The sequence below is a fragment of the Anaeromyxobacter sp. K genome, assembly GCF_000020805.1.
GTDB lineage: Bacteria > Myxococcota > Myxococcia > Myxococcales > Anaeromyxobacteraceae > Anaeromyxobacter > Anaeromyxobacter dehalogenans.
This window is the reverse complement of sequence record NC_011145.1, coordinates 970,088-983,845: the sequence shown is the minus strand read 5'-3', so window position 1 is coordinate 983,845 and position 13,758 is coordinate 970,088. Positions and strand designations below refer to the sequence as shown.

Annotated in this window: 10 protein-coding genes; 4 read left to right on the top strand and 6 right to left on the bottom strand. The window is 76.2% G+C overall.

What is annotated here, in order from left to right:
* Positions 1-357: 357 nt before the first annotated feature.
* Complete coding sequence (locus ANAEK_RS04305) at positions 358-1,383, top strand: ATP-dependent DNA ligase (protein WP_012524927.1); 1,026 nt, start codon at positions 358-360, stop codon at positions 1,381-1,383.
* Between the two features lie 33 nt (positions 1,384-1,416).
* On the opposite strand, the gene ANAEK_RS04300 is transcribed toward ANAEK_RS04305, so the two are convergent.
* Complete coding sequence (locus tag ANAEK_RS04300) at positions 1,417-2,082, bottom strand: hypothetical protein (RefSeq protein WP_012524926.1); 666 nt, start codon at positions 2,080-2,082, stop codon at positions 1,417-1,419.
* A gap of 321 nt (positions 2,083-2,403) precedes the next feature.
* On the opposite strand from ANAEK_RS04300, the gene ANAEK_RS04295 reads away from it, so the two are divergent.
* Both ANAEK_RS04295 and ccsB read left to right on the top strand, forming a co-directional pair.
* A complete protein-coding gene (locus ANAEK_RS04295) occupies positions 2,404-4,032 on the top strand; it encodes a cytochrome c biogenesis protein ResB (RefSeq protein WP_157376673.1) in 1,629 nt (542 codons plus the stop codon).
* 10 nt (positions 4,033-4,042) lie between these two features.
* Positions 4,043-4,900: a c-type cytochrome biogenesis protein CcsB gene (ccsB, locus tag ANAEK_RS04290; protein WP_012524924.1), complete on the top strand. Its 858-nt coding sequence runs from the start codon at positions 4,043-4,045 to the stop codon at positions 4,898-4,900.
* Between the two features lie 126 nt (positions 4,901-5,026).
* Here ccsB and ANAEK_RS04285 read toward each other — a convergent pair whose 3' ends face one another.
* Entirely contained in the window at positions 5,027-6,427 is a 1,401-nt protein-coding gene (locus ANAEK_RS04285) for a sigma-54 dependent transcriptional regulator (RefSeq protein WP_012524923.1), read from the bottom strand.
* 291 nt (positions 6,428-6,718) lie between these two features.
* Here ANAEK_RS04285 and ANAEK_RS04280 point away from each other — a divergent pair, with 291 nt between their 5' ends.
* Positions 6,719-7,252 carry an O-acetyl-ADP-ribose deacetylase gene (locus ANAEK_RS04280; protein WP_012524922.1) on the top strand — a complete coding sequence of 178 codons (534 nt, stop codon included), beginning with the start codon at positions 6,719-6,721 and terminating at the stop codon, positions 7,250-7,252.
* Here ANAEK_RS04280 and ANAEK_RS04275 read toward each other — a convergent pair.
* From ANAEK_RS04275 to ANAEK_RS04260, 4 genes are read right to left on the bottom strand one after another with little or no spacing between them, the layout of a single operon-like run.
* Complete coding sequence (locus ANAEK_RS04275) at positions 7,219-10,377, bottom strand: FAD-binding and (Fe-S)-binding domain-containing protein (RefSeq protein WP_012524921.1); 3,159 nt, start codon at positions 10,375-10,377, stop codon at positions 7,219-7,221. The genes ANAEK_RS04280 and ANAEK_RS04275 overlap by 34 nt on opposite strands.
* Positions 10,378-10,388: 11 nt before the next feature.
* On the bottom strand, positions 10,389-11,486 hold the full coding sequence (locus tag ANAEK_RS04270; RefSeq protein WP_012524920.1) for an enolase C-terminal domain-like protein: 1,098 nt from the start codon (positions 11,484-11,486) through the stop codon (positions 10,389-10,391).
* Between the two features lies 1 nt (position 11,487).
* On the bottom strand, positions 11,488-13,269 hold the full coding sequence (locus tag ANAEK_RS04265) for a thiamine pyrophosphate-requiring protein (protein WP_012524919.1): 1,782 nt from the start codon (positions 13,267-13,269) through the stop codon (positions 11,488-11,490).
* Positions 13,266-13,652 (bottom strand): sensory rhodopsin transducer, encoded by a 387-nt coding sequence (locus ANAEK_RS04260; RefSeq protein WP_012524918.1) that lies wholly within the window; start codon positions 13,650-13,652, stop codon positions 13,266-13,268. Before ANAEK_RS04260 ends, ANAEK_RS04265 begins: the two co-directional genes overlap by 4 nt.
* Positions 13,653-13,758 lie beyond the last annotated feature (106 nt).

Here is a 13,758-nt window from a genome sequence, read left to right as displayed (position 1 = left end):
CGTACGGGAAAGTCGTCACCAGCCCGGCACGCGCCCGTGGCCGGTCGAGCCGTTCGATGGATGTTCGGGATGCATCGACCACGCACCAGGGAGCGATCCTTCCCGCCGGGATCCCCTGGCGCCGCGCCGCAGCCGCCGGCGCGCGCACCGCGTCTCTGACATGGACCGGCGAGTGTCCCCGAGCCGGGACGAGCGCGTCAAGGCAGCGGGCGTGAAACTCGTGATGCGCGCGCCGCGCGGGCGGCGGTGCACGGAAAGCGTGCACGCGGGCGCCCGGTAATCGTGCACCGTGCCGCCTCGGCGGGCAGCGGATTGCGCGCGGAGGCTGTGGGCTGCAACGTCGATGGGAGCGCTCCCGTGGCCTGGCCACCCCTCGATCTCCCCGTGCTGCCGCCGTTTCCGCCCATGGAAGCGCGCCTCGCGGACGTGCTCCCGGCGGACGACGGCTGGCAGTTCGAGCCGAAGTGGGATGGCTTTCGCTGCCTCCTATTCAAGCAGGATGCCGAGGTGGTGCTGCAGTCCAAGGCAGGCCAGCCGCTCGGCCGCTACTTCCCCGAGCTGGTGGCCGCCGGGCGCTCGCTCCGCGCGCCACGGCTCGTGCTCGACGGCGAGATCGTGGTGCCCTCCGGGCTGGGCCTCTCCTTCGACGCGCTCCTGCAGCGGATCCACCCGGCCGAGTCCCGCGTGCAGCGCCTCGCCCGGGAGACCCCGGCGCGGCTCGTCGCGTTCGATCTCCTGGTGGACGGCGACGGCCGGCGGCTGGTGGAGTCGCCGCTGGAGGTGCGCCGCGCCGCGCTGCTGCGCGAGGCGCCCGGGTTCCCGCCGGAGCTCTCCGTGTCGCCGGCGACGCTGCGGCGCGCCGACGCGGAGGCCTGGCTGGCGACCCCGTCCGGCACCGACGGCGTGATCGCGAAGCGCCTCGGCGTGCCGTACGCGTCCGGCGAGCGGGACGCGATGGTGAAGGTGAAGCGGGTGGTGACGCTGGACGCGGTGGTGGGCGGGTTCCGGCGCGGGCAGCGCGGCGGGCCACCGGCCTCGCTGCTGCTCGGCCTGCACGGCCCCGACGGCCGCCTCCACCACGTGGGGCACGTCACGCTCGCGCCGCGGCAGCGCGAGCGGTTCGCCGCGCTGCTCGAGCCGCTGGCGGCGCCGGGCGCGCCGGGGTTCACCGGCGAGGCGCCGGGCGGCCCGTCGCGCTGGGCGCGCGGGCGCTCCACCGAGTGGATCCCGGTCCGGCCGGAGCTGGTGGTGGAGGTGGCCTACCGGCACGCGGCCGGCGGCCGCCTGCGCCACGGCGCGCGCCTGCTGCGCGTCCGCCCGGACAAGGCGCCCGGGCAGTGCGTGATGCGCGACCTGCCCGGCGGCGAGGCCCGCTTCGGCTGATCGCGGGGCGGTCGCCGGGGGCCGCCCGCGGGGTCATCTCCGGCCGCGCCGCGCCTGCACCGCCGCCGCCGGCTGCTCGACGAGGATGCCGCGCTCGCTCGCGGAGGTCGGGTGGCGCGCCGAGACCCGCGGCGTCGCGTCGGCGAGCTCCTTCGCGCCCGCCTGCGCGAGCACGAGGTCCACGCGCACCGTCCCCTCGGGGACGTCCTTCGCGAGCAGGAAGCCGTTGCCGTCGGCGCTCGGCACCACGCGGCCGAGCGGCTTGCGCGTGCCGTCCTTCGCCCGCGCCGCCACCACGTACTCCTCGCCCTGCGGCGGCGCGACCAGCCCGTAGAGGATCACCCGCACCGCCTTCTGGTCGGGCATGGCCACCACGATGCCGCTCTCGGTCGGCTCCTTGGCCTTGGGATCGGCGAACAGGAGCGCGGCGGCCTGGCCCGAGCTGGTGAGCAGCCCCTCGTCGGCCCGCGCCTGGGTGAGGAGCTTGTCGCGCTCGTCGATCGTCTTCTGCAGCTCGGAGACCTGCGCCTGGCTGCGCTCGGCCTCGGTGCGGTACGTGTCCGCCTTCGACACCGTGGCGGCGGCCCAGACCACGCCCGCCGCCACGAGGACGATGAGCGGGATCACGACGAGCCAGACCTTCTTGTCGGAGCCCTCCTTCGCGAGGACGCTCCCGAACTCGATGCGGTCGCTTGGCATGCTCCAAAGGTAAGGAGCGTGCCGGCGCGGGCGGGAGGCGGCCTCGCACCGTCCGTGCGGGTCGATCCGGCAGCCGGGCCGGCCGCCCACCGCCCGCCGGGAAGAGCCGCGAGCCCTCGCCGGTTCGGTCCTCGAGGGCGGGGCGATGGCCTCCCCCGCCCTCACGCACCGTTTGCGCCGAACCAAGCCAAGGTCGCTTTTCCTGCGGTGCGTACCCGCCGGGACGGCCGGGTCTGCCCGCGATCCCGCGGTGTTGGCCGCTTCGGACGGGGCACGGCGATTGCTCAGGGTGCGCGTCGAACGGCCGCATCGGAGGTGCCAGTGACCGACAGCCCGACCCGCCCCACGCCCAGGCCCGCCGGCGCCGCCGAGGCGCCCGCCGTGATGGAAGCGCGCCTCACCGCGCTGCTCGTCACCGGCGCGCTGCTCGCCGGCGCGCTGCTCCAGGTCTGGGTCCCGCCGGGCGCGCTCACGCTGGTGGTGGCGAGCGGCATCGCGGGCGCGGTGGTGCTCGCGGTGGCCCTGCTCACGCCCGGGCGGCTGCGCGCCACCATCGCCGGCTTCCGCTTCACCTCCACGCTGCTGGTGGCGCTGGCGGTGTTCGCGATCGTCGGCACGCTGGTGCTCCAGGGCAAGCCGGCCGAGTTCTACCGGCTCCGCTACGGCGCGGCCGCGCCGCTGATCCTCGGCCTGCACCTCGACGACGTCTTCCACGGCCTGCCGTTCGCGGGGCTCATGGCGCTGTTCGGCGCGGCGGTGATCGCGTCCGCGGCGCAGCGCTGGCCGCTCCGCGCGCGCAACGCCGGCTTCTTCCTGTGCCACCTCGGCCTCGTCACCTCGCTGGGCGGCGCGGCCGCGTCGGCCGCGCTCTCCATCCGCGGCCGCATCGACCTGCACGCCGGCGGCGAGACCGCCACCCACGTGCGCGTCACCAAGGCGGGGATGGACACCGGCGGCGCGGCGCCGCTCGGCTTCGACCTGCGCCTCGATCGGTTCGACCTGGTGAACTACGAGACCGAGTACCGCGTCGGCTACTACCGCCAGGAGCTGGTCCGGGACGAGCACGGCACGCACAGGCAGTGGAAGCTCGCCGCCAGCTTCGACCCGGACCTCGAGCGCCACCTCCTGCCCGGCGGCGACACGTTCCGCCTGAAGGAGATCTGGCCCGACTTCACGCCGCAGGACCAGGTGGCGCCGGTCGCGGCGGGCGGGCAGCCCGCGCTGCAGGCCACGCTGGAGGGGCAGACGCGCTGGCTGCTGCCGGGCGAGCGGCTCGCCACCCCCGACGGCCGCGCCGCGGTGGTGTTCGGCTGGGAGCGCCCCGCCGCCCCGCCGGGCGCGCTCACCGCGTTCCTCGTCTCCGGCGCGGAGCGGAAGGTGGTCGTCCACACCGCCGACGGCGAGTCGGAGGTCCCGCTCGCCGAGGGGCTCGCGCTCGCCGGCGGCGCGGTGAGGCTCGGCGCGCTCGTGCCGCAGGCGCAGCGGACGCAGGTGCCCGCCACGGCGTCGGCCGAGTGGAAGCGCCCGGTGGTCCGCCTCGAGGCGGTGCGCGACGGCACGGCGGCCGAGAAGGTGATGGCCGCGGACCGGCCCGAGGCGCTGTTCCTCGACGCCGATCACGCGCTCGTCTTCGAGCGCCGCGACGGCGAGGTGAAGGCGTTCCTCTCGACGGTCACCGCCACGCGCGGGGACGAGTCGCTGCGCACCGTGGTGGCGGTGAACGAGCCGGTCACGTTCGCGGGCTGGACGCTCTACCAGGTGAACTACAACCCGCAGGACCCGAGCTACTCCGGCCTGGAGGCGGTGCACGACCCCGGGGTGGCCTGGGTGTTCGCCGGGTTCGCGCTCATCAGCCTGGGCGTGGCGTACATGTTCTACGTCGAGCCGCGCCTGAAGGCGCGCCGCCGCGCCCAGCCCGGCGTCCCCACCTCCCCCGCGCAGGCCGCCTGAGGAGAACGCGATGCTCCAGTACATCCTCGCCGAGCACCCCTTCTTCGTGGCCACCGGCGCGCTGTACGCGGCCGCGGCCGGCTTCTACGCCGCCGCCTGGCGCTCCACCCGCGCGCTGGTCGGGCGCGCCGCGACCGCGCTGCTCTGCGCCGCGCTGGCGTTCAACGCCGGCCTGATCGTGGAGCGCTGGATCGAGGCGGGCCGCGCGCCGTTCAAGTCGCTGTTCGAGTCGCTGGTGTTCTTCGCGTTCACCACCGGCGTGGTGTACCTCGCGTTCGAGCGGCTCTACCGCACCCGCGTGTTCGGCGCGCTCGCGGCGCTCCTCACGCTGGCGCTGCTCGGCTACGCGCTCGGCAAGTGGGACGCCGAGATCGTGAAGCTGCCGCCGGCGCTCCAGTCCGCCTGGTTCGTGCCGCACGTGGTGGTCTACTTCGTGGGCTACGCGGCGGTGGCGCTCGCGGCGCTGCTCGCCGCGGTGCAGCTCCTCGCCCCGCGCGTGCCGCTCCTGCAGCGGCTCACCACCCTGCGCGCCGGGACCATCCTCACCGGCAAGGCGCTCGACCTCGAGCAGATGACCTACGAGCTCATCCGCTTCGGGTTCGTGCTGCTCACGGTCGGCCTGCTGGTCGGCTCGGTGTGGGCGAAGAGCGCCTGGGGCGACTTCTGGGTGTGGGATCCGAAGGAGAACTGGTCGCTCGTGACCTGGCTCGTCTACGGGGCCTACCTGCACCTGCGCAAGGTGCGCGGCTGGCGTGGCGACCGCGCCGCGTGGCTGGTGCTCCTCGGCTTCGCGGTGGTGATGTTCACGTACCTCGGGATGAGCATGCTGCCCACCGCCGAGGAGAGCGCGCACGTCTACACCGGGTAGGACCGATCTCCAGGGAGAGCGCGCGCCCCCGCGCGCTCGGGGCCGCCCGGCACACCACTGCCGGGCGGTCTTTTTTTCGGGCCCGCGCGCGGGCGGGAAGGGAGCGGGGCTCGGGCCGGCGGCGCGCTACTTGTGCGCCTCGGCGTAGGCGTCCTCGAGCTCGGGGGGCCGGCGTCCCGGGACGCCGCTCCGGTACTCCTTCAGGCGGTACTGGATCTTCCGCACCGAGACGCCCAGCACCTCCGCGGCGCGGGCGGTCGAGCCGCCGCACTGCTCGAGCGTGCGCAGGATCGCCTCGCGCTCGATCTCGAACAGCGTGGCGCCGGGGATGAGGGCGGAGGCGCCGCTCTCCTCGGGGCGGGCGCCGTGCAGCACCGGCGAGAGGTCCTCCGCGGTGATCTCGCGCCCGCGCGCCACCGACACCGCGTGCTCGACCACGCTCGCCAGCTCGCGCACGTTGCCCGGCCAGTCGTAGGCGAACAGCGCCGAGAGCGTCCCCGGGGTCACGCCGACGACCTCGCTCCCCTGGGTGCGGGCCGCCACCTCGAGGAAGTGGTTCACCAGCGCGGGGATGTCGCCCTTGCGCTCGCGCAGCGGGGGCAGCGCCACCGCCACCACGTTGAGCCGGTAGTACAGGTCGTCGCGGAACCGGCCGGCGCGGACCTCCTCGGCGAGGTCGTGCTGCGCGCCCGCCACCACGCGCACGTCCACCCGCAGCGTCTCGCGGCCGCCCATCCGCTCCATCTCGCCCTGCTGGAGCACCCGGAGCAGCTTCACCTGGACCGGCGGCGGCAGGCTCCCCACCTCGTGCAGGTACAGGGTCCCGCCGTCGGCGAGCTCCAGCTTGCCGACGTGGCGCTCCTCGGAGTCGGCGAACGCCCCCGGCTCGTGGCCGAAGAGGTCGGACTCGAGCAGCGCCTCCGAGAGCGCCGCGCAGTTGACCCGCACGAACGGCCGGTCGCGCCGGGGCGAGGCCTCGTGCAGCGCCTGGGCGACGTGCTCCTTGCCGGTGCCGGACTCGCCCAGCACCAGGACCGTCGCCTTGGTGGGCGCCACGCGGCGCACCAGCTCGACCACGCCCTGCATCTCCGGCGCGGTGCCCACCAGCGCGGCGCGCGCGCGGACGCGCTCGCGCAGCTCGGCGCGATCGCGGCGCAGCCCGCGCTTCTCGAGCGCCTTCTGGAGCACCACCAGCGCCTGGCCGGCGTCCACCGGGCGGACCAGGAAGCTCTCGGCCCCGGCGCGCAGCGCCTGGACCGCCGCCTCCAGCCGGTCGTGCGGCGCCGCGACCACCACCGCCGCGTCGGATCCCAGCTCGCGCAGGCGGCCGACCAGCTCGCCGGCCTCGCAGCCGGGGAGCGTCACGTCGGCCAGCACCGCGGCGGGCTGGAAGCTCGGGACGAGCCCGAGCGCGCGCTCCGCGCTGGCGGCCTCGACCGCGTCGAAGCCGCGCTCGCACAGGGCGGCCCTGAGGCCGGCCCCGTCGAGCGGGTTGCCGTCGATGACGAGGATGCGGTCGCGCTTCATCTTGCCGGGGCGGGGGATAGCAACTCCCGTACCCGGGAATCAACCGGCTTTGCGTGCACGAATTGCGCGCCCCCGGCCGCACGCTGCGTGCGCCACGGCGCGCCCGCCCGCACCTTCGCGGCCCGGCGGTGCTTTTCCGAGGGCGGGGCGGCGCCGGGCCAGGCGCGGGGACCGTCCCGGGCCGGCGCGCATTCCGTGCGGCCGTGCCCCGGTGCGCGCCTGCGGCCGCGCGGCGCAGGGTTCTCCCCCCGCCCGCTTGCCGCGGGCGCGGCACGTGGCTACGACGGCAGCATGGAACGGACCTGGCTCGACGGCCGCATCGCGCTCGTGCAGGGGGACCTCACGCGCCTGCAGGTGGACGCCATCGTCAACGCGGCGAACGCCTCGCTGCTCGGGGGCGGCGGCGTGGACGGCGCCATCCACCGCGCCGCCGGCCCGGAGCTGCTCGAGGCGTGCCGGGCGCTGGGGGGCGCGCACACCGGCGAGGCGAAGATCACGCCTGGCTTCCGCCTCCCGGCGCGCCACGTGATCCACGCCGTCGGCCCGGTGTGGCAGGGCGGCGGCGCGGGCGAGGACGCGGCGCTCGCCTCCTGCTACCGCGCCTCGATGCGGCTCGCCGCGGAGCACGGGCTGCGCTCCATCGCCTTCCCGGCCATCTCCACCGGCGCGTACGGCTTCCCCATCGAGCGGGCCACGCCCATCGCGGTGGCCGAGGTGCGGCGCGCGCTCGAGGCGGGCGGCCCGGTCCGCCGGGCGGTGTTCTGCTGCTTCTCGACGGAGGACGCCGCCGCCTACGAGCGCGTCCTCGCGGCCCTGCCCGCGTAGGCGATCGCGGCGAGCGCGGCCGCGGCGGCGCCGAGCAGCGCCGCCTCGCGCAGGACGTCCCGCGCCGCCCTCCGCGGCCGCCGTCCGCGCGCCCACGCCTCCGCGTCGAGCGCGGCGGCGCCGGGCTCCGCCGCGAGCCGCAGCGCCTCGGCCAGGTGGAGCCCGCGGCGGCCGGTGCCCTGCTCGATCTGCGTCCGGCAGGAGAACCCATCGGCGAGCACCAGGTCCTGCGCCGGCGCGCGCCGCACCGCCGGCAGGACCCCGCGCTCGCCAACCGCCATCGACACCCGGTACCGGTCGCCCGCCTCGAAGCCGAACGAGCCCGCCATCCCGCAGCAGCCCGCGTCGAGCACCTCGGCGTCGAGCCCCATGCGCGCGAGCACCCGCCGCTCGGCCTCCTCGCCCATCACCGCATGGTGGTGGCAGTGCACCTGCACGAGCGCGCGGCGGTCGAGCCGCGGCACCGGGAAGGCGTCGCCCGCCTCGTCCACGAGCTCGGAGAGGAGCCGGGTCCGGCCGGCCAGCGCGTCGGCGCGCCGGTCCCCGTGGAGCAGGTTGGGCAGCTCGTCCCGGAACACCGCCGCGCAGCTCGGCTCGAGCACCACCACCGGCGTCCCGGCCTCGGCGGCGGGCGCCAGCGCGTCCAGGTCCTGCCGGAGCAGCCGCCGCGCCAGGTCGAGCATGCCGTGGTCGTAGAGCGGGCGGCCGCAGCAGAGGCGCCGGCGCGGGATGCGCACCTGCCAGCCGGCGGCCTCCAGGACCTCCACCGCCGCGATCCCGATCTCCGGGTGGAAGAAGTCGGTGAACGTGTCCGGGAACAGCACCACCGAGCGCCCGCGCCCGCGCCCGGCGGCCGCGCCCGGCGCCGCCGCGCGCCGGCGCGCGAACCAGCGCCGGAACGTCACCGGCGCGAACGCGGGCAGCGCGCGCTCCGGGGCGATCCCGCCCGCGCGCCGCGCCAGCGCGGAGAGGCCCGGCGCGCGCGCGAGCGCGTTCGCCACGCCCGGCGCGAGCGACGCCGCCCGGGCCCACCAGGCCACCAGGCCCATGGCGTAGGCCGCGCGCGGTCGCAGCCGGCCGCGGTAGTGGTGCGACAGGAACTCGGCCTTGTAGGTGGCCATGTCCACGTTCATCGGGCAGTCGCTCTTGCACCCCTTGCAAGCGAGGCACAGGTGCAGCGCGTCGGCGACCTCGGCCGAGCGCCAGCCGCCGCGGAGCGGATCGCCCAGCATCAGCTCGTGCAGCAGGTGCGCCCGGCCGCGGGTGGAGTGCTTCTCCTCGCGCGTCACCCGGTAGCTCGGGCACATCACGCCGCCCTCGTCCCGCCGGCACTCGCCCACCCCGACGCAGCGCGCCGCCACCCGGCCGAAGCTGCCCTGGTCCTCCGGGTAGGCGAACGCGGTGCGCGGCCGGAGCTCCACGTAGCCGGCCCCGAGCCGCAGGTTCTCGTCGAGCCGGTAGGCGTCGATCTTCTTGCCCGGGTTCATCCGCCAGTCGGGATCCCAGAGCCGCTTGAAGTCGCGGAACGCGTCCACCAGGCTCGGCCCGAACATCTTCACCAGCAGCTCGCCGCGCGACTGGCCGTCGCCGTGCTCGCCCGAGAGCGAGCCGCCCAGCGAGACCACCAGGTCGGCGGCGGCCTCCACGAAGGTGCGGTAGCGCGCGATGCCCGCCGCGGTGGTCAGGTCGAAGTCGATGCGGGTGTGGACGCAGCCCTGGCCGAAGTGGCCATAGAGCGCGCCGTGGTAGCCGAACCCGTGCAGCAGGCCGTCCAGCGCCCGCAGGTACTCCCCGAGCCGCTCCGGCGCCACCGCCGAGTCCTCCCACCCCTCCCACGCGTCCGGCCGCCCCGGCACGCGCGCGGTGGCGCCCAGCCCGGACTCGCGCACCTTCCAGACGATCGCCTCCTCCGCCGGGTCGTCGTAGAGCTTCATCGCGGGGGCGCCCGGGCCGCGGCCGAGCGCGTCCATGCAGCGCCGCGCGCGCGCCTCGGCCTCGGCGCGCTCGGCGCCGCCGAACTCCACCAGCAGCCACCCGCGGCCGTCCGGGAGCAGCCGCAGCCGCTCCGGGTGGAGGCGCTTGCGGCGCATGTCCTCCACCAGCCGCTCGTCGATGCCCTCCAGGCCGATGGGACCGAGCGCCGCGACCTCCGGCACGCGATCCGCCGCGGCGAACACGTCGGGGAAGCCGAGCACGAGCAGCGCGCGCGCCGGCGGGCTGTCCACCAGCCGGACCTCCGCCTGCAGGATGGTGACGAGCGTTCCCTCGCTGCCGGTGAGCGCGCGCGCCAGGTGGAAGCCGCGCTCGGGCAGCAGCTCGTCGAGGTTGTAGCCGGACACGCGCCGGGGGATGCGCGGGAAGCGGGTCCGCACCTCGTCCCCGACCCGGTCCCGCAGCGCCGCGAGGCCGGCGTAGAGCGCCCCCTTCCGGCCGCCGGCCCGCACCACCGCCGCGCGCTCCGCGTCGGAGGTCTCGCCCACCCAGGTGCGCAGGCCGTCGGAGGTGAGCACCTCGAGCCGCCGCACGTTGTCGGCGGTCCGCCCTGCCATCATGGAGTGCACGCCGCAGGAGTCGTTCCCGATCATCCCGCCGAGCGTGCAGTGGTCGTGGGTGGACGGGTCGGGGCCGAACGTGAGGTGGTGGCGCTCCGCCGCGGCGCGGAGCACGTCGAGCACGCACCCCGGCTCGACGCGCGCCAGGCGTTTCCCCGGGTCGACCTCCAGCACGCGCGACAGGTACTTCGAGAAGTCCATCACCACCGCCACGTTGCAGCACTGGCCCGCCAGGCTGGTCCCGCCTCCGCGCGACAGCACCGGGGCCCCGTGCGCGCGGCAGGTGGCCACCGTGGCGACGACGTCGTCCACGCTGCGCGGCACCACCACGCCGATGGGCACCTGCCGGTAGTTGGATCCGTCGGTCGCGTACAGCGCGCGCGCGCCCTCGTCGAAGCGCACCTCGCCCTCGACCGCCCGCGCGAGGTCGCTCGCCAGCGCCCGCGCCGCCTCCGCCGGGAACGGCCCGCCGCGCCGGTACGGCTCGCGCTCGGCGCGCAGGCGCGCGGCCGGATCCGCCGACCGGCCCAGCCCGGGGATGAGATACCGTCCGCCCGCCTCCGGCTGCTCCATCGCCCCTCCCCTCAGGCCACCGCCCAGCGCTCCGCGTCGCGCGCACGGAGCTCGAGGCCGAGGCCGGGGCGCGAGAGGTCCGGCGCGAGCGCGCCGCCGGACGGGCGCGGCGCGCCCTCGAGCAGCAGCGCCTCGATGCGCTCGTGATCGTGGAACCACTCCAGGTGCGCGGCCCGCTCCACCGCGCACATCAGGGTCGCGTGGAGCGAGGGCGCGCAGTGCGACGACAGCGGCACGCCGAACGCCGCCGCCACCGCCGCCGCGGCCAGGAAGCCGGTCACCCCGCCGCAGCGGGTCGCGTCCGCCTGCAGCACGTCCACGGCGCCCGCCTCGAGCATGCGGCGGAAGTAGGCCGGGTCGTGCCCGTACTCGCCCGCGGCCACGTCCATCCCGGCCGGCGCGCGCTCGCGCACGAGGCGCAGGCCGGCCAGGTCGTCGGACGGCACCGGCTCCTCCAGCCAGGTGACGCCCTCGTCGGCGAACGCGGCGGCGAGCGCCAGCGCCTGCTTGCGCCCGTAGGCGCCGTTCGCGTCCACGAACAGCTCCGCCGCGCCGATCGCCTCCCGCGCCGCGCGCACGCGCTCCCGGTCCGCGCGCGGGTCGCGCCCGACCTTCATCTTCACCGCGGGGAAGCCCGCCGCCGCCCAGCCGCCGAGCTGCTCGCGCAGGCGCTCCGGCGCGTACGAGCAGAAGCCGCCGCTCCCGTAGGCCGGGACGGCCGGCCGCGCACGGCCCAGCAGCGCGAGGAGCGGCACCCCGAGCAGCCGCGCGTGGAGGTCCCAGAGCGCCGCGTCCACCGCCGAGAGCGCCATGCCGCCGACCCCTGCCGGCCCGGCGTTGCGCAGCGCCCGGCGCATGGCCCGGCTCGCGGCGGGCGCGTCGAGCGCGTCCACCCCCCGCACCGCCTCGGAGAGCAGGCCGTTCACCACCGCGGCGGCGGACGCGTCCGCGTAGGTGTAGCCGAGCCCGCGCGCGCCGCCGCCCTCCACCTCCGCCACCACCAGCGTGGTCGCGTCCCAGGCCAGCGTGCCGTCGGACTCGGGCGCGTCGGTGGGCACGCGGTACGCGGCCGCGTGCACCCGCTCCACGGTGGCCTCGCCGCGCGCCACGTCAGCCCTTCCGGTGGGGCAGCACGCCCTCCAGCGCGTCGCGCCACGAGCGCACGATCATGGCGCCGCGCTCCGGGTCGCCCTTCAGGATCGCCTCGAGGTAGCCCTTCGCCTGCTCCAGCGTGATGTGCGGCGGCAGCGGCGGCACGTTCGGATCCGTCCGCGCCTGCACCAGGCACGGGCGGTCGGCGGCGAACGCCCGATCCCAGGCCGGCCCGATCTCCTCCGGCCGCTCGACCTTCACCGCCCCGAGGCCGAGCGACGCGGCGAAGCCCGCGTAGTCCACCGGCGGCAGCGTCTGCGACGCCTCGAGCTTCGGATCCCCCTCCATCACCCGCTGCTCCCAGGTCACCTGGTTGAGGTCGCGGTTGTCGAGCACCAGGACCACCAGGCGCGGGTCGGACCACTCGCGCCAGTAGCGGGCGATGGTGGCCAGCTCGGCGAGGCCGTTCATCTGCATGGCGCCGTCGCCCGCCAGCGCCACCACCACGCGCTCCGGGTAGGCGAACTTGGCGGCGATCGCGTACGGCACCGCCGGCCCCATGGTCGCGAGGTTGCCGGAGAGCGAGGCCAGCATCCCCTCGCGCAGGCGCACGTCGCGCGCGTACCAGTTCGCGGACGAGCCGGAGTCGGCCGAGACGATGGCGCGCTCCGGCAGGCGCGGGGACAGCTCCCAGAACACGCGCTGCGGGTTCACCGGCGTGGCCGGGTTCATGGCGCGCGCCTCCAGCACCTTCCACCAGCGGCGCACGTCGGACTCGACCTTCTCGCGCCAGGACCCGTCCTCCTTGCGCCGCAGCAGCGGCCGCAGCGCCTGGAGCGTCTCGGCGGCGTCGCCCACCAGGTTCACCTCCATCGGATAGCGGATGGAGAGCATCCGGCCGTCGAGGTCGATCTGGACGCCCCGCGCCTGCCCCTCCTTCGGCAGGAACTCGGGGTACGGGAACGAGGAGCCCACCATCAGCAGCGTGTCGCAGCCGCTCATCAGGTTCCAGGAGGGCTTGGTGCCGAGCAGGCCGATGGCGCCGGTCACCCAGGGCAGCTCGTCCGGCAGCACCGCCTTGCCGAGCAGCGCCTTCGCGACGCCGGCCCCGAGCACGTCGGCCACCTCGGCGACCTCGCGCGCGGCGCCGAGCGCGCCGGCCCCCACCAGCATCGCCACGCGGCGCCCGGCGTTCAGCACCTCCGCCGCGCGGCGCAGGTCTCGGGCGGCCGGGACCACCCGCGGCGCCTCCCAGCCCACGCCGCTGTGGACCGTGGCGTGGGCGTGCGGGGGCGACGTGTACTCGAGGCCCTGCACGTCGTTCGGCACCACGATCGCGGTCACGGTCCGCTCCGCCCGCGCGATGCGCACGGCCCGGTCCACCAGGTGGCGGGCCTGCGACGGCACCATCAGCGTCTGCACGTACTCGTGCGCCACGTCCTTGAACAGCGAGGGCAGGTCCACCTCCTGCTGGTAGGAGCCGCCCATGGCGGCGCGCGCGGTCTGGCCCACGATCGCGACCACCGGCTGGTGGTCCATGCGCGCGTCGTACAGGCCGTTCAGGAGGTGGATGGCGCCGGGGCCGGAGGTGGCCAGGCACACGCCCACCTCGCCGGTGAACTTCGCGTGCGCGCAGGCCATGAACGCCGCCATCTCCTCGTGGCGGACCTGGGTGAAGCGCAGCGCGTCCACGGTCCGGAACGCGCCCAGGATCCCGTTGATCCCGTCGCCCGGATAGCCGAACACCCGGCGGACGCCCCACTCCACCAGCCGGCGCAGCAGGAACTCGCCGACGTTCATGCCCCCTCCTCGTCCGCCGCCCACGCGAGCGTCGTCATGAGCGCGCTCTCCGCGCGGCGCGCGTCGAGCCGGGTGTGCTGCACCACCACCGGCACGTCGGACCGGATCACCGTCGCGTAGTCGGTGCCGCGCGGGATGGGCTCCGGGTCGCGCAGGTCGTCGAGCCGCAGGTGCAGCGTGCGGCGGGCGCCCACGGTGAGCCGGTACGGTCCGGCCGGCTCGCGGTCGGCGAAGAACACGCGGAGCTCGAGGTGCGCGTCCTCGTCGCCGGCGTTCAGCACGCAGGCGGCCTCGTGGCTCTCCAGCGCGCGATCCTCCGGCCGCCCCCGGGGCGGCAGGTAGCCCTCCGGGATGGCCCAGGTGCGGTGACCGATGGCTCGCAAGGTGCGGCTCCCGCGCCCCGACGCGCGGCCCCGTGGCCGGCGCGCCGCGGGGCGCCGCATCAGAGATGCGAACGCGCGGGCCGGATCGCGAGCGGCGCGGGGCGGA